We start from the raw sequence: 25,306 nt of genomic DNA on the forward strand, positions 1-25,306 counted from the left end.
ATGCATTTGAGCAGGTAACAGGGTTGAGATTCGGGTTCTAACTCAGCTCTAATCGCAATATGTTCATAACAAGGTGGGAGGCGGCGGCGCCTTTCACACCTACTTGGGGTTCGGTAAAATCATGGCTTCAATCTATCATTACACATCCGGGTCGTCTCTTCTTGGTATTATCAGTAGTAGTGAATTTTGGGCGACTGATATCAATTTTCTTAATGATCATCAGGAGCACGTATTCGGGTACGGGGCATGTGTCGAATACGTGAAGGATTTAATGGACAAAGAGGATCATCCTGATTTTGCTGATCCGCTGAAGCTACTGTATCAGCAGTTGATTAATGCTTCCGAGCGGAACGTAATTGAGCGTCAGACATATATCGTCTCTTTTTCGAAGAAGAGTGACAGCATCGCGCATTGGTTTAGTTACTGTGAAAAAAATCAAGGTTACTGCATTGAGTTTGAGGAGGATACGTTTTTTGACGTTGAAAATGAAAAAGCCTTGTCTGGTATATTCATGAGCTTTGAAGATGTGAACTATGCGGACTCCATAACGTTCAGTGCCGGGCTAGGTAAGGTTATATCTAGAGAGTCCATTCTATCCAGTATGCTAGACGCACAAAAGACTGCAAGTAAATTAAAGATTAATGTTCAGGATGAGAATAATAAACATGCTGAGAACTTTTTGTTTAAAATTTGCAATGAGTTGATGCGGGGGTTGCTTGGCAGGATGATAATTTCTAGCTGTTCGTATAAGGGTGAAGGGTTCATTCATGAATCAGAAAGGCGACTGATGCTTGTTGAGAACGAGATGACTCCAAAAGGGGATTCTAAGACTCCGAAGACGAGATTCAGGGAGAGGAACGGCGCTATTTTTCCATACATGTCTATCGGCTTTAACAAGCACAGCATCAAAAGTATTCTGATAGGCCCGTGCTCGGATTATGAATTCAAGCGGGCAGGCCTGCTCAAACTTCTGAAGTCTCAAGGCATTCAGTGCGAAGTGAAGCGATCTGCCAGCTCTCTCCGATTCACCTAAGGAATTTAGGATCTACTCTCTCTACTCCTTGGTCACGTGAGTGCTCAACGTTCATCGAGGTCTTGATTGCAACGGCCAAGGCTTCCATCCTAAGTTCGACGCTGACAAAGGTATGAGTTGCTAAAAAAACCAATATTGAGGCGCTTTGAAATATGCTGGACTGGAGCCTCATTACCCCAGAAGTCCTTGATAGTGTAGGGATCGATACCCTGTTATCCAGCGCTGAGAGGCGGGATTGCATAGCATATGGTGAGTTACTGTCGCGAGAGGTTGAAGGTAACGAAAGGTGGAGCATCGCTCAGAAACAGTGCATCAATCTTTTGAAGCATGCTCTCATGATGAACTTACAACCAGATCATCCTTCGGAGCCATTCGGAGCGTTGATACAGTTTGCTAACGGTCGAAGTGCGCTTCCATCTGACTTTCCCAAGCATGAGCTCATTCGGCTTGTCCCGTGGATGTTGTCGCTAGCTAATCCGGAATTACGCTCTAGGTTATTGGACATCGCCTGGGTACAAGCGCGCTATTTTCCAGTGGTTCAGCCTGCGGTGCATGCCTACCTTGAGGCTGCGGGACGCACGGGTGATTTCCTACCCACCCCCTTGAAAATTTTTAAACGAGACGGAGTTCTTATATTTGAGAGCAAGAGAAAAGCAGCGGCAGTCCTGACATAGCCGGCGTGCAGGCCGCCACCGGTTTTGCTTCTGCTTTTGAGGCTCTTGCTTCGCTTGTGATGTTGATCTTGTGGCACTCGGTTCCTAGCCCGACGCGGTACTGACGCCAGTGCGGGGGAAGGGGAGATCGGCCTTCGGCGGCAAGGCCGCCGCCTTCTCTTTGGCTACAAAACTAAAACTTCTACAGACGAAAAGATTCGTCGCCAAGCACAAAAGACTGAAACGGATCAGTCCATCCTGAGTTTGGAGGTGAAAATGGATTATTGTTTGGAGTCGGATATCTGGTGCGCCGTGCAACGAAGCATGCCAAGGTATGCGTTTGTAGTACTGCTTTCCTTGACAGTTCAAAGCTATCGGCGTCGTCCGGGTTACGCTCAGCTTGAACGGATACATGTGGCGGTCGTCGGTGCTGAAGGGATTGAAGCTCTAGGTGAGGCTTTCAGCCGGGCAGGGCTGTCAGGCTGGAAACGCGGAGATACTTTCGTTTCGATCAGGGCTCACCTGCGAGAGCATATTTACGGGGCTCTGCAGCAATATCTAATCTCGTCGTCTCTGGCGTCGGGCGCTGTGGAAGACAACAGGATGGCGCGTGACTTGGGGCTGTGATTGGTAGCTGGCAATAAACACGGAATGAACTGTAACGTCCGCGTGTGCTGCTTTACTCGGACGGTTACGGAGCTGCTGCCCATCATTAATCAACCTACATGATCAGCAGGTCTAGGATAGCGACTCGTTTAGCGAGTGACCAGCCATGCTGATAGAATGGTCTACGTTACTTATCCCAGATTTACGAGAGGCGGCATGAGCACAGAGCTTACAGAAGACGAGATGCGCCGGGCGCTATTCGGTGAAATCGAGCCTGCTGCGCAGCCCATTGAGCCAGTTATCCTGCCGAAAGCCGTGACTACAGACCCCGTAAAGCCGATAAAGAAAAAAACCGTCGCCAAGGCATTCACACCAAGGTTGCGAGTCACCATGCGTGTAGGTAATGAGTTTGAAGGCAAAATGCACGAGCTGATTTATGAGGCTGATACGATGAGCTCACTCCTTGCTGAGCAAGAAGCTACCAAGGCAGCCAGGAAGAAATTCCGGTATGTGGAAGTGCTGTCTGTAATGTCGATGTAGCGGGCTGTTTCGATACGGTACATGCCGAGCCTGGAGAGCATACGCGGGCGTAAATCACACCTCGTATTGATGAGCCCTTTATACAGACCAGCGACGGTTGAGAGCGTTGGCGCCACGAAAACGCATTTTTAGAGGCAAAAGAGCATTTTGCAAGGATTATCTATGGCATCGGAATTGGAAACAGTCTCTCTTTTTTGTCATAAGCTTGCTTATGAGATTGAAGATGGAAGTCCAATTTTGCGCGATGATCTACTCATGGGTGACTACAATCGCGACGTCTTCAAACTGTTGATAGCCAGGAGTGATGTGGATGCGATTCAGCAGAAGATCAATGAGTGCCTGCTCGTTGCGCTTGAAGCGATGGGCGGCCCTGACAAGCCGCTCGGGCGCGAGCTTCAACATCTTTCCGCCGGTTTCTACGCCGCTCGAACAATGGACTCGATGGACGCCCCCTTGCGAGTGATCAAGGGCTATTTACGAGAGGTGCTGTAGTAATAGATGGCGTGGACGAGCACCTGCCAGTTGGAGTGAAAGTCTTTCAGTTTCCTATTTCATATTTCATAGCCAAGCACCTGCTAATCCTGCTCGTGATGAGACGGATAGAATACAGGCCAATCAAGCGAGCTGATGGACGTCGCCGACTCAAATAAATTGAGGGCCTGGCATCAAGTGTATTGGTACTGTGGGACAAGTAATGCGATCGTTAGGCGCTGCTCAAGTCAATGGTTGAGGGGGCTGCTAGGGTGATCGACGAGCGTGCTGCTGCAATGTCTGCTGATTACAAACCTCCTCATTGGCCACACGAGTGTTGACCGCACAGGGCTGCCGCGTTGAGCGACCAACGAGATAATCTCTGGCAGATGTACTGCAGTGTGAATAGCCTGCATTCGATACCGAAGGAAGCCCAATCTTTTTTTGCACGAGATCGCCAGCGATTCCCTCGTAGCTATTTGCTTTGCTGCCAGTTCTACAGACATACGCGTCAGTGCTTGCCCATATTGCTCGCTGTGATCTGTAAAGCGGAGCCGCTACGAATGAATCGCCGCGCTAACCAAATAAAAGTCTCGACATTATGGTGTCAGCATTTGGATGTCGTCACCGTAAGGAGAGGTATTTTTTTACTGAGTCTATAGCATGCTCCACCTTGTAGTAATCATTGTGATCATCATCTAACAGTTTTAGCATAGGTTGAAGAATCGCTCGCTCATCAAGATTTAATTGAGGATGCCATACGTCAACCAGTAGTATAACCCTTGATTGATCGCTATTATTCCACACTTCATGCTCAAAGCTATCATCGAATACCAACGCTAAGCCAGGCGCCCACGTTCTTATTTCATCGCCCACACGAATCTGACACTCTTGCGGAATGGATAGGCCTAAATGTACAGTTAGCCTGGTATTCCAAGGGCCACAGTGCGGCAGGATTTTTCCGCCTGCTTTAACCACTGAAAACATGGCTGTTTCTGCAGAGTCTGGATCACTTAATAAAGCAGAAGTCTCAGGATAAATTTGACATTGTTCCGGTTTGAACGTCCAGCTCTTTAGCAAAGCGGCGCGCCATTCAGTCCCAGTGATGAAGTTCACTCCGTTCTGAGTATAGGGAGAAGAAGGATCTGAATTGGTAACTCCGAAATACTCTGAAGCAATTTTTTGTGCGTTGTTTTCAAGTTTTTCGCAAAATGGAACTGATTTTGGATCATGCCACGCGCTATCAGGTAACCCTGGGAAATAATGCCGGGGACGCTGATAGGGGTGTGTGGACTTAAGTTGGTTGTCGTGGATTAGCATGTTCAGCCATTCAATAGGACGATCTATATCAAGTTCACTTGCTGAGTGGTCAAGGAGTTTTTTAAATGTGATCAGATTTTGGATTACCGTCTGCTTAACTTGAGTCATTGTAAAACCTCAATTGACGAAGGTATGGCTATGGAAGGTGATGTAAGTATGCTTTTAGTTAGACCGAAACCTTGGTTTAATCGCAATAGTTCGATTTTGAATCTTCTCAAGAATGTCTGATGCGCATACTGCAACTGTCACTCCTGGCGTATAAATTCCTCCTACACCCATGCTAAGTAATTCATTATGATCTGCATCGGGAATTATTCCGCCTAAAAAAACTATAGGTTGTGTTTTAAAAGAGTTTAGATTTTCAAAAAGATCTTTGATCAGATGTTTATGCCCCCCAGCAAGCGACGAGACACCAATGGCATCAACCTTTTCGACTTTTGAAATGCGAGCTACCTCTTCAGGTGTCTTGAATAATGGTGTTACTGTTACGCTGAAACCCAAATCCCTAAAAGCAGCCGAAAGTACTCTCATACCACGATCATGACCATCTTGGCCCAGTTTTGTCATCAGGATATGTGGTGGGCGATTATATTGCGATTTGAAAAATATAATTTTCTTTTTGATGTTCTGCCAATTCTTATCTTGAGCATAAGATAAGTTATAAATTCCTTCTGCTAATGTGGTGCTTGCTTCATGGCGCCCAAATATAGATACAAGCGTCTCGGATACCTCGCCAACAGTAGCACGAGCACGTATTGCATCTATAGTTAATGAAAGAATATTTGCATCTGACGTCTGAGCTGCATATTTCAAGCTTAGTAGTGCCTGTTTAACGGCGGATGTATTTCGACGTAACTTTACGCGCGCAAGAGAGTCGATTTGAGTTGCTAGCACAAGTCCAGAGCTAACTTCTCGATAAGGTATTTGGCTGTCTGATTTCGTTTGGTATTTATTAACGCCTACAATGGTTATCTTGCCGGCATCGATGTCTGCCTGTTTTTGAGCTGCACATTTGTCAATCTCAGCCCTTGCCCAGCCATTAGCAACTGCAGCAGTCATACCTCCTTGACTCTTTACTTCTGAAATAATTATTTTTGCTTTGTTTATTAATTCCTGGGTAAGGGTTTCAATCAAGTAGGAGCCGGCCCAGGGATCGATGACGTCGGATATTCCAGTTTCCTCTTGTATAATGAGCTGTGTGTTACGCGCAATTCTCGAAGATTCATCTGTTGGCAGCCCTATGGCTTCGTCAAATGAGTTGGTGTGTAACGATTGAGTCCCACCAAAGACTGCCGACATCGCTTCTATTGTAGTTCTGACTATGTTGTTTAAAGGATCTTGGACAGTGAGCGATACGCCTGATGTTTGTGTATGCACTCGCATTGCTCTGGCTTTGTCCGTACGCGCTCCAAACTCCCCCATTATTTCATACCACAAAACACGAGCAGCTCTTAATTTCGCTATTTCTAAATAAAAATTCATACCTGCCGCAAAAAAGAATGAAATGCGGCATCCAAGGAGATCTATATCGATATTTTGATTTTTACATAACTCTAAGTACTCAATACCGTCAGCCATTGTCAGTGCTAACTCCATTGCTACCGATGCACCGGCTTCGTGCATATGGTAGCCAGAAATTGAAATGGAGTTAAATTTGGGCATATGAGTTGATGTATAGGATAAAATGTCGCGTACAATTCTCATAGAGTGTTCTGGTGGGTAGATATAGGTATTTCGTACCAAAAACTCTTTTAGGATGTCGTTTTGAATTGTTCCGCTAATCTCAGAAAGGCTTAAGCCTTGCTCTTGAGCCGCCACAATAAATGATGCAAGAATTGGTAGCACAGCACCATTCATGGTCATTGAAACTGAAATACTTTTTAGGTCAATTCCGTTGAAGAGTGCTTTCATATCTTCAACGGTGTCAATTGCTACTCCAGCTTTGCCAACGTCGCCAGCGACTCTAGGATTATCCGAGTCGTAACCTCGATGAGTAGCCAGGTCGAATGCGACAGAAATTCCTTGTTGGCCACCTTTTAATGCCGCCTTGAAAAATTCATTAGATTCACTCGCAGTTGAGAAACCTGCATATTGACGAATAGTCCAGGGCTTTGAGGCATACATTGTTGGAGTTACACCGCGTAAAAAAGGAGCAAATCCAGGAAAACTTTTTAGATGAGGTATTTCCGTAACGTCTAGATAAGTATAGAGCGGCTTTACCTTAAGGCCATCGTACCTTTCCTTAACGCTACCTGCTAATTCCTGCTCCGATATGTATTTTCTGGCTGCGGCTGACCATTGTTCAAAAAAATTCGAATCAGAAGCTTTGGAGTCATTGCTCATGAGATTTACCTTTTTATCTATGAGAAGAACTAGTTCCTTATCTAACGCTTTTGAACACTACGCCCAAGTCATTATCACCGCAGCTGCAATCATGCCAGCTCCAGCAGATACAAAAAGAACCGTGTCACCGGTATTGATTTTTTCTTTCTCTACAGCGTCACAGAGGGCAATGGGTATAGTTCCTGATACAGTATTCGCCACGGAATCCATATTCGTATGGAATTTGCCAAAAGGTATTTCTGCACTTGTTGCTATCGATTGTAAAAGCTTTATTGAAGGCTGATGAGGTATTACAATATCTATGTCTGAAGGATTTAGGCCAGTGGTTTTTAAAACATTACTGATTGCGGACGGAACTAAGGATGAGGCTGATTTAAATACTTCTTTGCCATCCATTTCAAAGAAAGACGAATCCTTAGGTATTTCAAAATTTGCCACACCTGTTATGTCTGATAGGATGCTAGACTCGAATACACAGGAATCATCCCAGCTTGCCTCCAGAAGAACAGCTCCCGCACCATCACCAAAAAAGACACTATCTTTTCGGTTCCAATCTGTAGATTTACTGAAGCAATCCGTACCAACCACCAGCACACGATCATACATCCCTGCTTTAATATATTGGGCCCCTGTTATCAAGGCCAACAGAAAGCCTGAGCATACTGCAGCAATATCAAATGATGGTATTCCATTAGCCTCAAGTTTGTTGAGTGTTATTGTAGCTGTAGACGGTGCTTGTTGATCTGGTGAAGATGTTGCCAGAATCAACATATCTATGTCTGACAGCATTGGCGCAGCGTTTTTCTTGAACATATTCTGGATGCACGCTACAGCCATGTCAGACGCGAGCTCACCAGGCGCACAAACGTGTCTGTTTTTTATCCCAAGGTTATCGAATGCCCATTCCGGAGGCTGTAGATTTTTTTGAGATAATTCGTAATTCGATACTACGCGCGAAGGTAGGTAAGAGCTATATTTCGTTATTTTTACACTTCGGATCGAATTTTTCATCAGTGTCTCACTTGGTTTATTGAGAAAAATTAAAACTAGCGAATCATGGTTGAAAAGTTCTAAAATCGCGCATCATTGGTAAGATGGCTTTCAAATTCGGTTTCAAGCTTTTCTGCAGAAATACGGTCGTTCGAAATGCATAAAAACTCGATAACTCCCGACCGCTCGGTGTCGTCAACGGTAATGATAATGCCTGATTTAGTTGATGTATTGTATGCAAGTCCATGCTTTTTGGATGTTTCCAGAGCATGCCTAAGACTGTCTGACCGGATTTTATTATGTGCCATGATTACGTGGTGGTCACCGTAGCGTATCCCTAACAAATGCTCACAGATTACATGCAAATGAGAGCATCCACCTACACGAGCATTAATTTCATTGAATATAACTTCGCCGTCTTTAGTGACAATACCATCAATGTCTAGCAGACCCTGGAAACCCATATCTAAACACATTCTAGCCAGATCAGTTGCTCCGCTAGCGAACGTTGCAGCCTGATATCCAGGTAGTTCAGGCGGTATAACAAAGCCTCTGAACAACGGCTCCATCCGTTGTTCACCCCAATTTAAAAATACAGGCTTTCTAAGTTTTTGATCTGCATAAAACTCCATGTAAAGTATTTTTTCCACATCATAGTAAACTTCTACGATGAGCGTGGCCGATGCAGCATATGATAGTTGTTCCCAGACTTTTTTAGCACTTTCTTCAATTTCGGATATTTCGATTTTTTCGCATATTGATGATCCTTGCGCCGACTGTAACAATTTAGTGCTGATAATTATATTTCCATCAGCGCTAGAGTTTTTGTCCTGTTTAATTATTACAGCGCCAGTTACTCCAATCAATTGGCTGAACGCTGCTGTTAGCTGAGCTTGGCTACTGCATCGCTGGCCGAGTGCCAGGTTTGTACCCTTGTTTGCTGCCATGGCTCGGAATACTGCCTTGTCATTTAAGATTTCACCCCCGCCCTCGACTAGATATCCTATGTTTGAGTCTCCGTCCACTATAGATAACTCGCGAGCGAGATTTGTAATGGTTTTATCAAACATATATGGCAGCAATGTCCAGTTTGCACTTTTTTTCATTGCTTTTTTGATTTCAACAATCATTGTTTTAGATAGCAAGATGTCTTCGGTTAATGGTGAGAACTCGTTGCCTCCCCACTGCGGCTGTATGAATGTTATCGAATTTGGGGTGCGCCCCTTGATAAAATCCATATATTCCTGCATTTCTATATTTGGAGTAAGAGGAAGGATTATAATATCGCCTTCCTCAGCAATCCATGCCAGGCGTGCTGCCGCCATCGCAGTGCCGCATTTAAATTCGTAAGAAAGAAATGTCCGGTCGCCGAGCATACTTTCGTTATCAACATTTCCAATAATGATTTTTGGCATTATATGAGCTCGTATAGTGATTTAAACTGATGTCTCATATATTGCGGATTCTTTCCGCAAATAACTCTCGCTGTACAATGGCCCTGCTGTGAGAGCCTTTAAATATTACGCTGTCAGTATGAGTGTCTTTAACTTCGACTGTAAAAGTCAGTATTTTTTTATCCAGCTCTGTGAGCTTTGCAGTTATTTCAACGGCACGACCGATTGGTGTAGGTGCGGTGTGCAAAAAATCGAACTTAACACCCACGCTGGTTTGCGATGTTTCAAGCTTATCATTTAATAATTCTGCACACAGCATTTCAACGTTGCCAATTAATGCAGGGCTTGATAGCACAAAAAAGTTTCCGCCCCACGCATTATCGGATTGCTCAATGGTGACTGTAATTTTTTTCTTTTGCTCTATCCCTATTAATAGACTCATCATATGTCCTCAAAGAGCTTTATGAAGAGAGAGCAACTGATTGAATATATTCACTTTCTGTATTTCGCTCGTGCCGCCAGCGATCCTTGTTGCAATGGTGTCTTTAATTACGTTGGTGATCTCCTCAGTTACATAGCCGTAGTGTCCATGAAGCTGAAGAAATTCATGTGCCGAAGTCCATAGACTCTCACAACCTACGTATTTTGCAGCTGAGGCCATAAGGTTGGCTTCTGTATCTTCTTTAAGCATCCTATCAAGAGCTGCATAGGCAAGAAGGCGAGATGTTTCCATCGCCAGCTTGATGTTGACAATTTTTTCTTGGACGTATTGATGTTCTTGCATTGGTTTCTTGAACGATTGGCGTCCAGTTATTCTAGTAATTGCCGAAGATAGAATCGGTTCAAGGTAGCCTGCGCTGACCAATGCATAAAGCAGGCGATCTAGCGTAAGCATGCTATACAGTTGTTGTAGGCCTTCTCCGGCAGGAGTAATAATGTTATTAGAGCTCAGTGCTACATTTTTTATGAAGATGTCACCTGTAGGGCTAGTTTCGTTTCCGAACATGACTTCTGCTGGCGCGGTAGTAAGCCCTAAATTATTTCTGTCCAAAATAAACAAGGTCATATCGCGTTTTTCAGGCAATACGGAAAGTCTGCCTACGATTACAAATATTTCCGCTATAGGAGCATTTGTGATGTGTTTCTTCACGCCTTGAAGCGTAAATCCATCGTTTTCTCCAGTTGCTCTGGTTTGAATTCGTGAGACATCTGATCCTCCGCTCTCCTCTGTGGCAGCTGTAGCTGCAATGACCCCCGATGCTAGACGCGGCAAGTAAAGCTGTTTTTGTTCCTCCGAGCCTTTCTCGGTTATGATTCTTATTGCTCCCATGTGAGCAATAATGCTGAGCAAAAAACCTAAATCTCTTGCTGTAGTAGATAACCCTTCAAACGCAGCGGCAAAATCCCACCATCCGTTGCCAATACCCCCATACTGTTTTGGTACTGCCAGCTTAAAGAAGCTTGACGAGGCTAACTCATCCCATGAAATACGATCAAACTGTCGCTCTTTTCTCGAATTCGAAGCGCGGTCTGCTACACGATGACCGAACTCTGCAAAATCACTGCGAATAGCAGCTTGACTTTCATTCCAAGTAGTATTCATTGCGACGTCCTTTTAAGTGAGTTTTACATCAGCTACCTGTGATAGTGTTTCGTATAGTCGTGATACTAAGCTATCAAGCTCCGCATCAGTACTATTTAGCGGAGGAGCTACTATGATTGCATCACCAAAAGTAGAATTTATTAGACCTCGGCATGGGTAAACGATTAGTCCATTCTTTTGTGCGGTTTTTATAACTAGGTCAGTCATGCTAAATTCTTTGGGATAGGGTGTGAGTTGAGAATCTGGTTGATTAAACTCAATGCCCCACAACATTCCTATGCCACGAACATCGCCGATCATATCGAACTGATTGCCGATTCCCGTTAACGTTTTACCAAGCTCGGCGCCCTTGATTCGTGATCGCTCAACAAGATTGCTTCTCTCAATTTCTTCTACTACCGCCAAAGCGATCGCAGTGGATAGTGGATTTCCACTGTGAGTATGCCCGAAGGAGACCTGCCTTGTTCCGGTTCTAATAGCTTCATCTACTCGCTCATTTAGCAGAATAGCTGAGAGGGGGGTAAATCCTGCGTTCAAACCCTTTCCCAAAATGGTTATGTCAGAGCTCTCCTTCCAGTGATGCATCGCAAACCATTCGCCTGTACGTCCTAAACCTGTAATCACTTCATCAACAATAAGTAATATGTTATATTTGTCACAGATGTTTCTGATTCTTTTCATATACTGCTGGTGAGGGACTATAGCTCCGCCGCTCGCACCTATTATCGGTTCAGTGATAAAAGCCGCTACATTTTCGGGCCCTGTTTGCAATATGGAGTTTTCTAGAAGGTCGGCGCATTCTATGTTGCAAGTGCCAGGTACTAACCCTTTGGGGCAACGATAGCAATAACATGGCGGTACGGTAGGCTCAAACGCGGTGATATCAGAAATAGAGTGCCTGCGCGCATCGGCAGATAGCGATAATGCACCTAGAGTGTTGCCATGATAACTGATCTTTCTGGAAAGTATTTTCCGCTTTGTAGGAAGGCCGATCTCGCGCCAGTATTGGAGAGTCAATCTGACTGCCGCCTCAGTGGCCTCTGAACCCGAACTCAGAAAGAAAACCTTAGACTTGTCTTTTGCCAGTGTAATTAACTTATTTGCTAAAGCTTCTGCTGGAGAATTGGAAAACTGAGTTCGATATGTATAGGCGATTTTTTTGATCTGGTCACTTGCCGCTTCGGCGATAGTGTTATTACCATGTCCTAAATTAGCTACCATAGCTCCAGAGCTGCCATCAATGTAGTTTTTGCCTTGTTCGTCGAATAGCGTTGCACCTTGACCGTGTGAAATTGTAGGTGGCGTGAAATTATAATTTGAGCGCAGCAGTGATCCGTTCATGATTTATCCTCTAAGCTGGAGTTAAGCGAGAGATTCGTAGCCTTGCCAATTGCAGGCTCAAGCTTCTAACAAATCACGCAAATTGAGTATTCGGCTGCAGTGCACGTTTGAAGTAAGTTGAAAATGCGAATCCTAGGCAGGATATCGCGCTTAATATTAACCATGTGAGTAGGGCTGAGCTATTCATCACTAACCAGCTGCCTATGTAGTAACCTCCTGCGCCAACTATAGCGGATGCAGCACTAACTATTCCGAAGTAGGTGCTCTGGCTTTGAATTGGAGCAATTTCAGCAACAAGAGTTTCATTCATAGGCAGCATTAGCGTCTCAATGCCAGTGTAGAGGACTACGAAAACCAGGAACCATATTGGCATTTGGGTCACAGGCACAAGCGCATATATAGCTGCTGCGACCACATACAAAATGGGCAAGGTGGTTGCAGGGCGCAATTTGTGTATGAACGCCATTGATGCAAACATGAATACTATGCCTGCAATACCGTTAGCCAAAAAAATTATAGGCGCAGAATTTGGCCCAGCAATTCCAGTGTAATAAAGGGGGAACGACACATAAAGCTGCGCAAAGAGAAAGTACCAGGGTGAGCAGCAAATTATTAGTTTTATTAACCGAGGGTCACGTAACGCGTTTTTCAAATCCCTTAAGATATTCCCTCCGGTTGCTAACGCTTTGCTCTCGACTTTAATCGCAAATCCGCCTAAGGCGAGAACTGCGAATAAAGCTGCACTGCAAACGAAGGACAATCGTATATCAATGTGAGACACAATAGCGGCTAATAGCGGCCCAACTATTACACCGGCGTTTAACATCTGATTGTTTACCAGGAAAATCTGCGTACGCGACTTTTGATCTTGGCGACCGAAAATTGCGTAAAGCCCCGAGTCGTACAAGGCCACTCCAGTCCCCATGATGGTCGCCGCAAGCATTAGCATTCTCCAATCGGTCACATATGCGAACACAATCAGACCGATACTCCGCATAGCCAGCCCGCCGATGAGAAAACGCTTGGCATTGAAGCGATCGGCGAGCGACCCCGTGATTACAGGTAGCACTTGTGCTGACAGCAGATTTGCCGCCATCACGGTACCGACTTCTAAAGAGGTCAATCCCATAGTGCTCGCCAAGTAGACAGCCAGTAGCGGAACAACCATGAAATGCGACGCATTCATGACGAACTGTATCGCAAGGATGGGCCACATTTTGCTTGGCACCTTCCGGTAGTTCGAGGAGAGGCTTGCTATCATGTCGGTGGAACACTCCGCTTAGACGCCAAATTTGGCGGGTGGGGCGCCTGTCATCGCTGCGTAACCGGCTAAGATGCTTAGGAGGTTAGCTTGATCTCGTTTCTTTGCAAAAATATTTCATTCGCAAGCTATCGGAAAAAAAATGAAAATTGAGCTCGAAACCCTCAGGGCGGTCGCTAATACGTTCTCGATCTCGCATGAGACGCGAGAATTCTATGACGAGCTTCCGGAGCTTCTGCTGTCTGAGAAATCATGGTTTGATCGCTTCGGGCAGTTTCCTAACCTGAAGCGCGACGCTTCAAGGGGGAACGAGCTGGCGCGCGTGCGAGACTCACTGCGTCGCTTTATTTTGCGAGAAGAGGGCGCTGACGCTCGGTTGAGCGAGCTATTTGTCGAGAAAGGGCTTCATATCGGCGTGGTGACTGACGACTCTTCGGTAACGGCAACGGTCATCGCTTCAGCTGATGGTGACGCTTCCAGTTATCTACTCAGTGTCGCAGCGAACCTCATCATTAGAGGTGAAATCGTTAAGCTGAAGATATGCCCGGATTGTCGTTGCGTCTTCATCGACAACACTCGCAACTCAAGCAAGCGCTGGTGTGGGATGACGAAGGGCGGGGTCAATGGTCGAGCTTGCGGAACGATTGCTAAGGTCAAGGCTTTCCGCAGCAGAAAAGCAGCAGCTAAATAGAGGAATGCTCCTGTTGTCCATCCTGGGAAGGCGGTGGATTTGGCCTAACGTGTCTCCTCAACTACTAAGAATGGCTGCCAGGGATGCGGCAGATCCGGTTACAGACGATCACCAGTATTGGCTAGGTCTTTTAAATATTTTCCCCAGATGCGGCGCGCACCATCTCAAACCCAGCCACCCGGCCATCAGCTAGCGGTCGTTGATTTTGCGCTCAAAGCTATAGAGCACGTCGTCTGGCCGGGCACTGAACGTCTTGTCATTTTTCGGCATGAGAAATCCATTCGCAATCAAGGGCGTTCACTTTGTAATGATCATCAAGCAGGTTTGCGGAACTCGTCTATGCTCCAGCTTTCACTCAGGGATGATTCAAGGATGGTCAATGAGACGTAATTTTGAAGTCGCCAGATGCATCCTTTTTTCTGTCCAGGAATCCCCCGACATTACTGGAATTACCTATCTGGACTTGGACAAGTTCGCTGCAGCTGCCGGACTCTCGGGGTACGACTGGTCTTACGGAATGAGGTTGATGGTGGATGGTGGTTTTTTGGGCTGTGACAACGGGAGGTATCAGCTTACCTGGGCAGGGCACGACTTGCTGGATCAACTGAGTAAATAAGCTGATTTTGTTCCCATAGCGATCAACCTCTGCAAAGGCGATATGGGATCAGACCCAGCTCTCAAGGCTGGGTTTTTTTATTGTCGTGTACTCATGCGGCTCGCGTTTTGGCGCAAGCAACAATACCTAAAATTTTCATTGGCAGTACACATTCCGGAAAGACGCCGTCCTACCAGGCATCCAAGTACCTGGCTTAACATGCGCTCAGCGTGCGCTACCAGTGACGGGTTCGTAGCTGATGAAGATGGCCATTTTTAGGTCGATGAGCTGCACTGGGAATCGCGCTGCGCAGCGGATCGTCACCTCACAAAACTGAGTGATTGAGCTGCATCTTTTCAAATCAATGCCGGAACCTCATTTGCAATTTCCTGCCTTCCGATAGCCCGCCGCCGCTGCCTCGGACTCTGATCCAAAAGCAACCTGATTCTTCGCAGACACTTTGTCGTAACTCGGACAGCCTACTGGCAGGTGATAAATGTGGCTGTTTTTGTTGCCAACGATTGTTTTGGTCGAAGCTGAACCGGCGGCTTGCGGCACGCCGGATGAGGACGTGGTAATTCGCGGAGGCAGGGTGCTCACGACACCGTCGCCAACGGGCTTATACCCTGTTATCCAAGCACGTTGGCCGGTTACGAACGGGTTCGAGTGATCCATAATCGCCGCGATGCGCTTGTTTCGTTCTAGCTCCCAGGAAGTGACGGGGAATTGTTTGTCCCACGCCATGAGTAGCTGTTGCTGCTGACGCGACATGTTCAGGTTGTAGCGATCAAACATGTAAAAGGTCGTCCTGGCCACCAGACCTTTGACCTCATCGCGAGGCTCTGCGGCGCGTTGATCGAAGTCAACCTTGGTCTTGCACTGCCCATACTGTGGTGCGACCCCTGAAGCCATTCCGTAATTGAAATTGCTCCGATCGCCATTCACTTCACCCACTGATGGGTAGAGGTTGAAAAGATCGGCCTCCATCGCTTGGAACGCAGGGTCATCCTTCACGCAATGCTCACGACCGCCTTCCTGCCAGCATTGCCGTTGATGCCCGAATGTCCAGGCTGGGACGATGTGTTCCCACTCAGTTCGCTCTGCCCGGTTCGCTTGTTTTCTGGCTTGAAGGCCACAGGAACTTGCGTCGATTCGCCCCCCTGATTTTCCTACCCATGTCCACTTGCAACCGCAATAAAGCTCGCCCATTGAGCTACTGGCTTGATCGAGATAGACCTGTTGCTTCGCGACGACTTTAGCTTCGGTGAAGGTAGCAGGTGGTGCAGCAAAAGCAGAGAGGATCGGTGGCATGGACAACGCGACAGCAAGCAGTATTCTTTTCATGAGAACGGCAGTGGCAAATTCAGCGGGGCAGTATATGAGCAATTCGGACAAAGTCGAAGCGCTGCCGGCAGCCGCAGTATCCTGTCGATACTGACCTGGTGCCGAAGAGTCGGGACAAAGCTTCTTGATGACATCATCCGTTTGGAAGACATCAGTGCAAACGTAATGGTGCTCTAGGAAATCGACGTGCTCCCTAGCGAAAAGCTTGTGCTGGCGCTGGAGTGGCCAGCCGAACTGGTGGGGTTACCGGAGGAGCGCGTTGTGCTCAATACACAGTCCTGCGCTGCCCCTCAGCCTCTTTACATGTTCGAGCTGACCTTCCAGTCGCTAAACAGCGAATCGCTACGCTTTGCACTCGAAGCGGAATATGAAACCATGGACGCCCAGTTTGAGTTGAGGCTCGACGCACAGCTAGGATTCCGTGTGACGCAAACCCTCGGAGCTCCACTAATGATCACAATTGTCCGTCGGACGATACTCTTGGATGCGTACCTCACCGATTGTCCACCGCTCGTTCGCTTCGTTGACCTGAGTGAGCTCGACTGCAATTTACTGATTCAACCCCGAAACCCGAAAGACATCGCTCTTAACTCCGCCCAGTTCCAGACTTGGTGAAGGAGAGCTACTGGAAGGACGGCCAAGGTCGCCTCGACTCAATTCAGTGGAAAGTTGCTCAGAAGTACATCAGCGATAGTTACTACGCCGTGTTCGATGAAGACTCGGCTGGCGAGGCGGCAGATCTTGTGTGCTTAAGGAAGGAAGGCTTGATCATCCGCGTAGCCTTGATCTACTGCAAGTTCTCTGGTGCTTCAACTTCAGGGGAGCGCGTGAAGGATGCTGTCGAGGTGTGTTCGCAGGCCGTGCGTTCGGCCAAATGGAAATGGAGGTTTGGTGATCTCTGCCGCCACCTGCTCGGTCGCGAAGAACGGCTCAAGACGCTAGCGCGCCCGACCCGCTTCTTTCACGGAAACGCAGCAAAACTCGACGAACTGTTGAGGCAGAGCTGATTCAAACCCATCGAAGCAGACGTACTAGTCGCTCAACCCCGGATCTCCGCAACTGCGCGTAGTGCTGACCAGGACATGGTCATTGCTGCAGCCATTGTCTATTTCAAGGAGACAATCGGCTGCAACCTCCAGATCGTCTGTAGCGCTTAGCCCCCAACGTGCCCAGCTAAGGCTCGAACAATCTGGCTGCCCAGTCCACCAGGGCGATGGGATCTCAGGTCGTTTAATTCATTTCCAGGGATTACCATTGCAGGCATCCGCTACCTTGGGGCCACTTCGTAGGTGTTGAACTGGGTAGCTAACAGCGAACAAGTGCAAAGGAAATGGGGCATTAGCGTGGGATCTGCAGAGGAAAGGAGCAAACAGGAGCCGGCGTCAGACATTTCGGTACCCAGCGGAATTGTGGGGCGTGTCCTATCCGCGATCGCGTCTGCGGTGCTTCGTGCTCAAGGTGCGCATGACCGGGACTCTTGGGAGCATGGCTCTCGCCATGGTTATAGCCGCGGTAGCAAAGAAGGTGTCGATGGCGGTTTTCTCCTGGGGCTGGACACTGGCCGAGCCCAAGGGCGCGAGATAGGGGAGGAGGTTGGGTATCAACGCGGCCTAGAGGAGGGGTTTGAGTCCGGGAAACGGGTGATCGAACTTCGACCGGGTCAAGTCGCTAAGGCCAGAGCCCCGCAGATTGATGACAATCTGTTTGAACGGTGGCGCTTCCCCATCACGGAAGAGATCGAGCAGGAGGTTCGAGGTAAAGTCGCCGAGTATTTGAAGGGGCAGGTGCCCACCGCAGACCAATGGAAAATGATATTTTCCAGAGACCCTTCGACGTGCATTGTCGCAGGGGCAGGCAGCGGAAAGTCAACCACAATGGTGCTCCGCTTGCTGGTGCTGCATCGTTATCTGGGCATCCCGAAGGAAAATATTTCCGTCGTAACCTTCACGCGCGAGTCACGCAAAGACTTTAGGCGAAAGCTCGCTGAAGTCTTCGCCCTGTGGGAGATCGACCTGACCGAAAAAATAACCGGGCAGATCGTTAGAACTTTCCACTCAAGAATTCTGGACTTCATGCGCTGGAGCCAGAGCCACACCAAAGTCACGGCCTTTGAGTTTCTCTCTCTCAATCAGGACGACGGCGGTGAGGCGGAGGAGATCGACAATGGGCTCGACATCCGGCTTACCTCCGCACAGCTGGAGTTGATGAACGCTGCGTATCAGCATACGTATGAGTCCAACGCAGTGTTTCGGAAATTGATAGCCCAGCTCGTCCGCGTATCTGTCGTTGCGCCTCCGCTGAAAGCCACCTCCGCTGAAGCCAAGAAGCGTATTGGCCGGATGCGGGAGTGTTCTGAGCGTGATGAAGAACTCACGGGAGCAGTCGATAAGCTATGGCGCGATTCAGGCGCCTGGCCGATTGAGGGGGTCGAGCCCGGCCCGTTTACTCTTACGCTAAATGGTCGAGAGTTCTACGCCAACGGCTACAGTGCCGAGCTGGACGCCTACGTCATTCTCGGCGTCGGCAAAGATGATCGAAAACTCTCGCTACCATCCATGCCGTCAATGAAGTTGACTGGCGCAACGACCATGAAGAAAACTTTTTTTCAGGTCTACTGCAGCAAAGGCATCATTTTTTTGGATGACTACGCGGAGGCCGCCACGACTCTCGATGTGCTTCAGGGCTACGTGACCAGATGCCCCAAACTTGATTATCAGGTAGAGGGAGAACTGGGTGAGGCACCCATCATGCAGGCCTTCCACTCAACAGCTTCTTTCCTGGAAAACCTGGGTCTGGATGTCACTGAAGCCGTCGGGCACATGGCATTTCCACGTGGCAGTAGTGACGCGCTTTTCTTTCACGCATTGGGTATTTTCTGGCCGGCGTTCAACGATTATCTGGCTAGCCATTCACCGCCCATTTTGACCTTCAACAAGATGTTCGAGATGTTTGGTGAGCGAGGGGCCGCCAATCTTGAGCAGCTTCCGGATGACGTGTTCATGCCGATGTTGCACCTGCTGGTCGACGAGTTCCAGGACTGCGGGGCCAACACTATTTCTTGGCTCCGTGCAGTTTTCAGGGAGGCTAGACATCGAGGCCTTAATGTCACGACGAGCACTGCGGTCTACCCAACCTCGCTCATGGCGGTAGGTGATGACTGGCAAAGCATCTACGGGTGGCGTGGCAGTTCACCAAAATTTTTCACGGACTTCGAGGGGTACTTCCCATCTCCAAGCACTACCCGCGTGCTCATGAAGGAGAACTACCGATCCCAGCAGATGGTGATCGATGCTGCCGAGAGCCTCGTCCGCTCGATCTCGAAGGACGACGACAAACATGGAATAGCCGCGCATCCCAAGGTCAAGGATCTTGCGTATCCAGTCCAGGTTCTAGATCGGGACGACAAGCACCTTGCTGAACTCGTCGAGCAGCACTTCGACCAAGAACACACCGTTCTTGTGCTGTACCGGAAGAATGCGACTAAAAGGGAAGTGCGGGAGAAGCTGCGTCCTGTTTTGGATAAGGCAAGGCGGATGAAGCGCGCGGGGAGCATCAAACTCTTGACCTATCATGGCTCTAAAGGGCTGGAGGCTGACGCGGTATTCCTGGTAGGTGATTGCGCCCAGCTTTCGACGTCACCCCATCGGAACATGGCCTACGAGCAAGCCCAGCTGGGGCGTGCCGGGGATCCCGCTCCCTATGACACAGCCCAGGGTGAGGAGACGTTGAGGCTGGCCTATGTCGCAATTACACGCGCCAAAAGGCACTGCTATTGGTTCGTAGAGCCGACAAAGCCGCTCATGGGAGGCCTGGTCAGTGCGCTGGCGAAGGTTTCGTTCAGGAAGCCTTTTTTCGTGGATTTGAGGAATGGTTCGTCTCGCTAGGATCGACCTAATAGCTCATCGTCGCGCCAGAGGGCTAGGGCTGCGGTGAACTCATGCAGCATAGGGAGGTGTTGGCCTATCACCCTGTCACGTGGATCAATCCTCATTATGGGCCGCACGCACCCTGGCAAACCTTTGGATTGGAAACCATGAGTCATTACAGCCCCATCAGTAAAAGCAAATTCGACGCCGTTCGCCCTTCGTAAAGCAGTTCACTGAAGAAACCCATTGGTACCGCTACGAAACGCCCGAACTCACGCTGTTGGCTGTCAGGAACAAAAGTGCAAGGACGGAGATGATATCGCGAACGATGAGCCATTTTGATCGGCATCATAAATACCCTGCTGCATGCATAAATGCGGTGGGGCTTGATGCGTCTTCAATCGGAACACTGCTGCTAAGCTTATCCACAATTGCTGGGGCAAAAATCTGCAATCCGTCCTGGGTCAATTTTCAATCGGCAGGGTGGGTCAGTTTTCAATCAGCGCCAACACACATCTTGGTCTGCGATTAGCTACCGGTAAGTCTTGATGGGCTCGATGAGGAAGGGTTGCAAGTGGCCTTCGCCAATGGCTGCTTTGATTTCAAATCGTGCATGGAGATTCGGGTTCTGGAGTCGATCTTGGCTAAACTTAATTTCTCATCGAGGTTGCAGGTGCTGGAGTGGTCTACCCCGCAAAAACATGTACATGAATCCGGGGGATGCTGGCTATGGTTGAGGATAGCAGCGACCGATACGTACGATCCTTGGTCGCGATTGGGCGGTTCAAGGTGAATACCCTACGGCGTTATTTGGCCCCATTGGTTTAGCTGAGTCCTTACTGCGATCTCCGGCAGCATGAACAAATGGCCAAAGCGGTTTCCAGAAATCTGCAAGAGCGGTTTTTTGTTAGGAGCAGTTATTTTAGCGTGTTGGGCTCCATGTGCCCTGATGACGCACCAAACTGCTAAGTCACGTTTTGGGGAGGGTATTACATTACGGATGCGTTCCATGAACATGGTGAGGATGAGTCAAATACATTCAGGATTAGTGGACGACACTGTGTCAGGGGAAACAGTCGCATGAGGATTCCAGTTAGTAATCATACGAGCGACAAACGCCGAGACTCATAATGGATTAAGCTGCTTGTAGCTATTAGCAATTTTTCAATTTTGATATGGTTAACTCTAGTTCATATATTCCTTTGGCAATATTTGGGTCGCTGTGCACGGCGGGATTCTGGGAAAGTTCAAGGAAGTTGAAGGATAAGAGCTTTTGTTTTCTGCGATGATTTTGTAGCGGAGCTAGCTATCGCGATTGCAAATGCTTCATCAAAATAATGTTTAAGAGACATTGGGTCGAGATGGCCAGTGAGTTTTGCTACCTTAGCCAAGATTCTTCTCTGAACGGCCTCCTGCCATAAGTCTTTTTGTGGCAAATCGCGTTGCAGTTCTCTTGCAATCTCATATGCAATCTGTGTAGTAATGAATCTGTGTCGAAACATAGATAAACACACCTGTACGTCTGCCAGGCCTGAGAGATCACATAGCCTTTTAAAATCTCGCGCTAGTGATCGAGTTTCGATTGGTGTCCCATCTTGCGCAAACAAAAAAGAATTCGTCGCGCTGGACTCCAGATTTAAAGATGCTAAAAAGTCACTCCGAGCTTTGAGGTATACGGAGACCTCAATTGCATCCTCTAAGGAAAGTGGAAATTCGCGTATAGGCCTCGGTAGTCGGCGTGTTTTAAGTGTGGGTATATACAATGTTCGAGTTTCAATAGGGCGCTGATTCAAGTCGAACGGAATATTGTTTAATTCATCGGGGCGAAGACCAGTCATTTTTGAGAGTTTAACCGTCGCTAGTCTGCGACTATATAAGTACTCGTTTTTTGCAATATAGTCATTGTGCCTCGGAGCAGCGCTCACACCGAACGGATATCTAGGCTTTGTTTTTAGCGTCAAAATCGTGTCACATATCTTTCCAATGAAATCGTCTGGCATAGGCTTTTTGTCACCCACAGGGGGACGTTCTGTAGGAATAGCGGGGTGACACAGTATAGGTTGGCCACGCATGCTAACTTTCCATGTGATATTTACTTGTGCCCCGGTGCCTAGTTCGCCTATAATCTTAGGTTGCGATATGAGCCTATAGTGCATCTGGTACCAAATTAAGAAGTCTATTACTCTTCTGATTGTGTAGGCTACATGGTTGGGGCTGCGAGCGTCTGCGAGGGCGGAGTGCTTTAGTTTCTTTTCTTCTAATAAATACTTCGCAAAGTCCGAAAGGAAAATGTCATCAGCGGTGAGTAGGTCTGCGCCCCGGTTAAAGCAGTATCTGATGTAGTGGGTCATGTGGATTGCGAATGTTTCGGCTGAGCTACCAGTGGCCTTAGTACTTATCTGTTGCAGCCAGATGTTGACGAGAGTGCATGGGGAACCGTTTGGCCAAAACATATACACTTGCTCTGAAAGCATTCTCTTTCTTACAGTCGGCGCCTGTTTGTTTCGAGAGTAAATCACGCTGCTTGGCATTTCGAGCTTCATGCCCGTGTGATACAGCTGGAAATCAGGCATTTCCTTTGCCCCCCTGTATTACGCTAAGGGATTTCGAAGGTAATCTTGTGTTCGTTCCAATACCTTCAAATCTAAGGTTCGACTCAAATAGAAAATTAGCGATCTGAAGCTTAGTCGAGCTGTTCAGAGTGGTATCAGACTCTATCAAATTTTTGAAGAATCTGAATAGGTCAAGATAAGCATAGGTGGCTAATTGCGCTTGGTTATACGCTTCGTTTATTTTCATCTCAGCAGTTGGGCCTTTTTCAACGGCTTCTGATTCAGGTAGTTTATATGTGGAGTATATTTTTGATCGGAGGGACAGTAGATGCTCCCATAAATTTTCTGCTTCATAGCTACTGTCTGCGCATGTTTGCGTTAAGCAAAAGCTTTTAATGCTGTTGTAGCTGATTTTTTCAAAGTTATCATGTACCTCTAGGGTGCAAAAAGTTTTCATGTCTACAAGCTTTTCTAGTTGGTACTGAGTTAGGGTGAGGTGTCCGTCCCATATTGACTTTAACCAGCTAAATCTTTTATTGATATTTTCAACGGTTGAATTTCTCATCTGCTGCCTCCCCATACTTTAACGCGATTTCGGTGTCAAAGACTTCTGAGTCGTAAGTCGTCAGTCTGATAGTATAGACAGAGATGAGCAGTCCGTCTGTTGCCAGCAGCGCTTGAAGAATTTGATCAAACTCATATTTGTTTCTTGACTTCAAGGACGTAATCTTCATGGTGGACAAAATTTGCTTATACAGTGCAACCAGTCCTTGGTTTTCGCTTTCGTTTACGTTCCCGATTTCTAGGTTGATGAGCTTGTCTTCAATATTTTCAATGTTGTATCTGATAATTTCTTCTTCAGGTACCTCGCCGCTGAGATAGTCATGAAGGTAGCGAGGGTCGTCGTGACCTGCATGATGTCGAATAGCATCATCGGTGTACACTTTGGCATGGTTGTACATGGTGAAAATAAAAAACTTTCTCATTTCATGGATTTTTATGTACCAGCGACGGCCATAGATATCTACGGGGATTTCAATGATGTCGCAAAAAGACCGCATAGCGTAGTCAATACGAGCATCGATGCCTTTTCCACTCGGCTGATTGAACCCTTTAGAAGAAGGAAAATAAAAGAGGTGGTCGGAATGGGGGGACGTATCTTCATACACCTCCTTAAGCCCATTCCCTAACACGGCCAACAGCTGAGCCGCGACCGCTGCAATGTAGGGAATAGGACGGCGAATCGTGGGAGGAATAGGTACACGTCTCTTCAGTATGGGATGTGCGAGGAAGGCACCTTCATCATTGGTTTGGTAGCTAAGGGCGTCCCGTTGTATGTGAGCCAGTTCGTTAACTCTGATGGGCTTTGTAAAACCTATGACTATAGCGCATGCAGCAACGAAGCACTCCAATGCGACGGCAAACGTCATGTTCGTACTCGTGCTTTCGGCATGTGAATGGCTCGTGAGCTTAGTTATGTGCAGAGCCGCTGCAAGGGGCTGAGCAGGTAAGCCCTCAAAGGATTCGGTGCTGTATTGAGAAATAATGTCTTCAAAAATCTCTTGCCGCTGTCGGTAACGGTGGCTGCGTCCTTTCAGCTCCTCAGGAGGGATGTTTTTAAACGCCATGACAGTTGCGACTGTAGTCCCAACGATTGCTTTCCCATATACCATGATCCATTCTACTGCTTTGCCAAGCGCGTAAATGCCAATGGAGTATGGTATTTTTCTTGTATGCCCATCAATCCGGACGTCCTGCTTGTTTATATGTTCGGCAGGGTCGAATTTAAAACTCGGAATGGTGTCGGGCAGGTATGGGTTACCCTCCGATAGCAACTTCATGAGATTCAGGAACTGAATAAGAGATTTTCGTGTTATTCCACCATTTTGTTCATGATTGATAATAGCAGTTTTATGAGACTTGTATTGCGCCCTGGTCAGTACTCCCTGAACTAAAATCGGCTGTTGCAAAGATTCTTCAAATTGGCGAAGGAAAATTCTGACTGTATCGTGGTTAAAAGCTGACGCATGGGTATTGATCGCTTTTGCCAAATAGTCTCTAGATACCAATCCAGTTGTACCATTTCGGATATTGCCTTTTTTAACATAAAGGCAGTTTTCCTTGAGATGCTTGATTGTTTTTGAAATCTGTTGTTCTGTCAGTTTGTCTCCGTCATATTCCTCGTCAATTAATGTGCAGAAGTACTCGCTTAAGCGCGGGATGATCTGAAGAACCCCTGCCCAGCCACATTTTTTGTAGTTTTCAATAATGACTTCGCAGGCGTTTTCGTTTATAAGTTTAAATCCTTTTGATTGGGGCTGATAGCGCTCTTTGAAAAGGAACTGCCAGCTTGTAATATTAATAAAAAATCGCACGTATTTCGCCCAGGCTCGATGATCGACTTGCGGAGAAAGATAACCAGCACGAATGCAAAAGACATGTTTTTGAATTGTTGTCAAAATTAGTTTGTTAACGGCATCCGTAAGTAAAGTTCCATCGGGAAGAGGTTCTGCAAAACTAACAATGACAGTTGATCGGTTATGGCCGACGACTTCCCACTCCGACGACCCGATGCCACCTTTTTTCAACCAGGAGGCACGGTATTCGATAGTGGGTTCAAGATTTTGGCGAGCGCGCTCTATAAGCAATGATAATGTTGCTCTGTCGCTCATGGGGTTGGGGTTAAGTTTGGGCATTGTTATC

22 protein-coding genes are annotated in these 25,306 nt (G+C 47.4%); 10 read left to right on the plus strand and 12 right to left on the minus strand.

What is annotated here, in order from left to right; translation table 11 throughout:
• Window positions 1-121: 121 nt before the first annotated feature.
• The 4 genes from ACW55A_RS16880 to ACW55A_RS16895 all read left to right on the plus strand — a co-directional run bounded on the left by ACW55A_RS16880 (window position 122) and on the right by ACW55A_RS16895 (window position 3,324).
• Entirely contained in the window at window positions 122-1,033 is a 912-nt protein-coding gene (locus ACW55A_RS16880) for a DUF2971 domain-containing protein (protein WP_498811068.1), read from the plus strand.
• 152 nt (window positions 1,034-1,185) lie between these two features.
• Window positions 1,186-1,707, plus strand: a complete 522-nt coding sequence (locus ACW55A_RS16885; RefSeq protein WP_498811069.1) for a DUF7380 domain-containing protein — start codon at window positions 1,186-1,188, stop codon at window positions 1,705-1,707.
• A gap of 801 nt (window positions 1,708-2,508) precedes the next feature.
• Window positions 2,509-2,832, plus strand: a complete 324-nt coding sequence (locus ACW55A_RS16890; protein ID WP_498811070.1) for a hypothetical protein — start codon at window positions 2,509-2,511, stop codon at window positions 2,830-2,832.
• Between the two features lie 162 nt (window positions 2,833-2,994).
• The gene (locus tag ACW55A_RS16895; RefSeq protein ID WP_498811071.1) at window positions 2,995-3,324 is read left to right on the plus strand and encodes a hypothetical protein; all 330 of its coding nucleotides are present in this window, start codon (window positions 2,995-2,997) and stop codon (window positions 3,322-3,324) included.
• A 603-nt stretch (window positions 3,325-3,927) separates the two neighbouring features.
• Here the strand turns inward: ACW55A_RS16895 and ACW55A_RS16900 are convergent.
• From ACW55A_RS16900 to ACW55A_RS16935, 8 genes are all read right to left on the minus strand, one after another.
• Complete coding sequence (locus ACW55A_RS16900; RefSeq protein WP_498811072.1) at window positions 3,928-4,731, minus strand: aspartyl/asparaginyl beta-hydroxylase domain-containing protein; 804 nt, start codon at window positions 4,729-4,731, stop codon at window positions 3,928-3,930.
• Between the two features lie 54 nt (window positions 4,732-4,785).
• Window positions 4,786-6,966: a methylmalonyl-CoA mutase gene (gene scpA / locus ACW55A_RS16905; protein WP_498811073.1), complete on the minus strand. Its 2,181-nt coding sequence runs from the start codon at window positions 6,964-6,966 to the stop codon at window positions 4,786-4,788.
• 57 nt (window positions 6,967-7,023) lie between these two features.
• The gene (locus tag ACW55A_RS16910; RefSeq protein WP_439858328.1) at window positions 7,024-7,977 is read right to left on the minus strand and encodes a 3-oxoacyl-ACP synthase III family protein; all 954 of its coding nucleotides are present in this window, start codon (window positions 7,975-7,977) and stop codon (window positions 7,024-7,026) included.
• Between the two features lie 59 nt (window positions 7,978-8,036).
• Complete coding sequence (locus ACW55A_RS16915; RefSeq protein WP_498811074.1) at window positions 8,037-9,371, minus strand: preATP grasp domain-containing protein; 1,335 nt, start codon at window positions 9,369-9,371, stop codon at window positions 8,037-8,039.
• A gap of 34 nt (window positions 9,372-9,405) precedes the next feature.
• Window positions 9,406-9,792, minus strand: coding sequence for a thioesterase family protein (locus tag ACW55A_RS16920; RefSeq protein WP_498811075.1), 387 nt, complete (start codon window positions 9,790-9,792; stop codon window positions 9,406-9,408).
• 9 nt (window positions 9,793-9,801) lie between these two features.
• Window positions 9,802-10,953, minus strand: coding sequence for an acyl-CoA dehydrogenase family protein (locus ACW55A_RS16925; RefSeq protein WP_498811076.1), 1,152 nt, complete (start codon window positions 10,951-10,953; stop codon window positions 9,802-9,804).
• 12 nt (window positions 10,954-10,965) lie between these two features.
• A complete protein-coding gene (locus tag ACW55A_RS16930; RefSeq protein ID WP_498811077.1) occupies window positions 10,966-12,294 on the minus strand; it encodes an aminotransferase class III-fold pyridoxal phosphate-dependent enzyme in 1,329 nt (442 codons plus the stop codon).
• 73 nt (window positions 12,295-12,367) lie between these two features.
• On the minus strand, window positions 12,368-13,555 hold the full coding sequence (locus ACW55A_RS16935; RefSeq protein WP_498811078.1) for an MFS transporter: 1,188 nt from the start codon (window positions 13,553-13,555) through the stop codon (window positions 12,368-12,370).
• A 142-nt stretch (window positions 13,556-13,697) separates the two neighbouring features.
• Between ACW55A_RS16935 and ACW55A_RS16940 the strand changes: the two genes are divergently transcribed.
• Both ACW55A_RS16940 and ACW55A_RS16945 read left to right on the plus strand, forming a co-directional pair.
• Window positions 13,698-14,246 (plus strand): CGNR zinc finger domain-containing protein, encoded by a 549-nt coding sequence (locus ACW55A_RS16940; protein ID WP_498811079.1) that lies wholly within the window; start codon window positions 13,698-13,700, stop codon window positions 14,244-14,246.
• Between the two features lie 379 nt (window positions 14,247-14,625).
• Complete coding sequence (locus tag ACW55A_RS16945; RefSeq protein ID WP_004665131.1) at window positions 14,626-14,862, plus strand: hypothetical protein; 237 nt, start codon at window positions 14,626-14,628, stop codon at window positions 14,860-14,862.
• 354 nt (window positions 14,863-15,216) lie between these two features.
• Here the strand turns inward: ACW55A_RS16945 and ACW55A_RS16950 are convergent, their stop codons facing one another.
• The gene (locus tag ACW55A_RS16950) at window positions 15,217-16,185 is read right to left on the minus strand and encodes an endonuclease (RefSeq protein ID WP_498811080.1); all 969 of its coding nucleotides are present in this window, start codon (window positions 16,183-16,185) and stop codon (window positions 15,217-15,219) included.
• Window positions 16,186-16,371: 186 nt separating this feature from the next.
• Between ACW55A_RS16950 and ACW55A_RS16955 the strand changes: the two genes are divergently transcribed.
• The 4 genes from ACW55A_RS16955 (at window position 16,372) to ACW55A_RS16970 (ending at window position 21,020) form a co-directional block, all read left to right on the plus strand.
• On the plus strand, window positions 16,372-16,800 hold the full coding sequence (locus ACW55A_RS16955; RefSeq protein WP_498811081.1) for a hypothetical protein: 429 nt from the start codon (window positions 16,372-16,374) through the stop codon (window positions 16,798-16,800).
• Window positions 16,797-17,192 (plus strand): hypothetical protein, encoded by a 396-nt coding sequence (locus tag ACW55A_RS16960; RefSeq protein ID WP_498811082.1) that lies wholly within the window; start codon window positions 16,797-16,799, stop codon window positions 17,190-17,192. Before ACW55A_RS16955 ends, ACW55A_RS16960 begins: the two co-directional genes overlap by 4 nt.
• A gap of 633 nt (window positions 17,193-17,825) precedes the next feature.
• A complete protein-coding gene (locus ACW55A_RS16965; protein WP_498811083.1) occupies window positions 17,826-20,069 on the plus strand; it encodes a UvrD-helicase domain-containing protein in 2,244 nt (747 codons plus the stop codon).
• Between the two features lie 810 nt (window positions 20,070-20,879).
• Window positions 20,880-21,020, plus strand: a complete 141-nt coding sequence (locus ACW55A_RS16970; RefSeq protein WP_498811106.1) for a DUF4427 domain-containing protein — start codon at window positions 20,880-20,882, stop codon at window positions 21,018-21,020.
• Window positions 21,021-21,298: 278 nt separating this feature from the next.
• Here the strand turns inward: ACW55A_RS16970 and ACW55A_RS16975 are convergent, their stop codons facing one another.
• Genes ACW55A_RS16975 through ACW55A_RS16985 form a run of 3 tightly spaced genes read right to left on the minus strand, consistent with a single transcriptional unit; the run spans window position 21,299 to window position 25,299 of the window.
• On the minus strand, window positions 21,299-22,624 hold the full coding sequence (locus ACW55A_RS16975) for a site-specific integrase (RefSeq protein WP_498811084.1): 1,326 nt from the start codon (window positions 22,622-22,624) through the stop codon (window positions 21,299-21,301).
• Window positions 22,617-23,168 carry a hypothetical protein gene (locus ACW55A_RS16980; RefSeq protein WP_498811085.1) on the minus strand — a complete coding sequence of 184 codons (552 nt, stop codon included), beginning with the start codon at window positions 23,166-23,168 and terminating at the stop codon, window positions 22,617-22,619. The genes ACW55A_RS16975 and ACW55A_RS16980 overlap by 8 nt, the downstream gene beginning before the upstream one ends.
• Window positions 23,149-25,299, minus strand: a complete 2,151-nt coding sequence (locus ACW55A_RS16985) for a hypothetical protein (protein WP_498811086.1) — start codon at window positions 25,297-25,299, stop codon at window positions 23,149-23,151. Before ACW55A_RS16985 ends, ACW55A_RS16980 begins: the two co-directional genes overlap by 20 nt.
• Between the last annotated feature and the right edge of the window lie 7 nt (window positions 25,300-25,306).

It is taken from the genome of Plantibacter cousiniae (nom. nud.), assembly GCF_977070315.1.

Bases quoted from the DNA above. Each gene is read 5' to 3' on its own strand.
- ACW55A_RS16930 (WP_498811077.1), bottom strand. From the start codon at position 12,294: ATGAACGGATCACTGCTGCGCTCAAATTATAATTTCACGCCACCTACA.
- ACW55A_RS16915 (WP_498811074.1), bottom strand. From the start codon at position 9,371: ATGCCAAAAATCATTATTGGAAATGTTGATAACGAAAGTATGCTCGGC.
- ACW55A_RS16980 (WP_498811085.1), bottom strand. From the start codon at position 23,168: ATGAGAAATTCAACCGTTGAAAATATCAATAAAAGATTTAGCTGGTTA.
- ACW55A_RS16880 (WP_498811068.1), top strand. From the start codon at position 122: ATGGCTTCAATCTATCATTACACATCCGGGTCGTCTCTTCTTGGTATT.
- ACW55A_RS16900 (WP_498811072.1), bottom strand. From the start codon at position 4,731: ATGACTCAAGTTAAGCAGACGGTAATCCAAAATCTGATCACATTTAAA.
- ACW55A_RS16910 (WP_439858328.1), bottom strand. From the start codon at position 7,977: ATGAAAAATTCGATCCGAAGTGTAAAAATAACGAAATATAGCTCTTAC.
- ACW55A_RS16925 (WP_498811076.1), bottom strand. From the start codon at position 10,953: ATGAATACTACTTGGAATGAAAGTCAAGCTGCTATTCGCAGTGATTTT.
- scpA (WP_498811073.1), bottom strand. From the start codon at position 6,966: ATGAGCAATGACTCCAAAGCTTCTGATTCGAATTTTTTTGAACAATGG.
- ACW55A_RS16975 (WP_498811084.1), bottom strand. From the start codon at position 22,624: ATGCCTGATTTCCAGCTGTATCACACGGGCATGAAGCTCGAAATGCCA.
- ACW55A_RS16920 (WP_498811075.1), bottom strand. From the start codon at position 9,792: ATGAGTCTATTAATAGGGATAGAGCAAAAGAAAAAAATTACAGTCACC.
- ACW55A_RS16935 (WP_498811078.1), bottom strand. From the start codon at position 13,555: ATGATAGCAAGCCTCTCCTCGAACTACCGGAAGGTGCCAAGCAAAATG.
- ACW55A_RS16950 (WP_498811080.1), bottom strand. From the start codon at position 16,185: ATGAAAAGAATACTGCTTGCTGTCGCGTTGTCCATGCCACCGATCCTC.
- ACW55A_RS16885 (WP_498811069.1), top strand. From the start codon at position 1,186: ATGCTGGACTGGAGCCTCATTACCCCAGAAGTCCTTGATAGTGTAGGG.
- ACW55A_RS16945 (WP_004665131.1), top strand. From the start codon at position 14,626: ATGAGACGTAATTTTGAAGTCGCCAGATGCATCCTTTTTTCTGTCCAG.
- ACW55A_RS16940 (WP_498811079.1), top strand. From the start codon at position 13,698: ATGAAAATTGAGCTCGAAACCCTCAGGGCGGTCGCTAATACGTTCTCG.
- ACW55A_RS16890 (WP_498811070.1), top strand. From the start codon at position 2,509: ATGAGCACAGAGCTTACAGAAGACGAGATGCGCCGGGCGCTATTCGGT.
- ACW55A_RS16895 (WP_498811071.1), top strand. From the start codon at position 2,995: ATGGCATCGGAATTGGAAACAGTCTCTCTTTTTTGTCATAAGCTTGCT.
- ACW55A_RS16985 (WP_498811086.1), bottom strand. From the start codon at position 25,299: ATGCCCAAACTTAACCCCAACCCCATGAGCGACAGAGCAACATTATCA.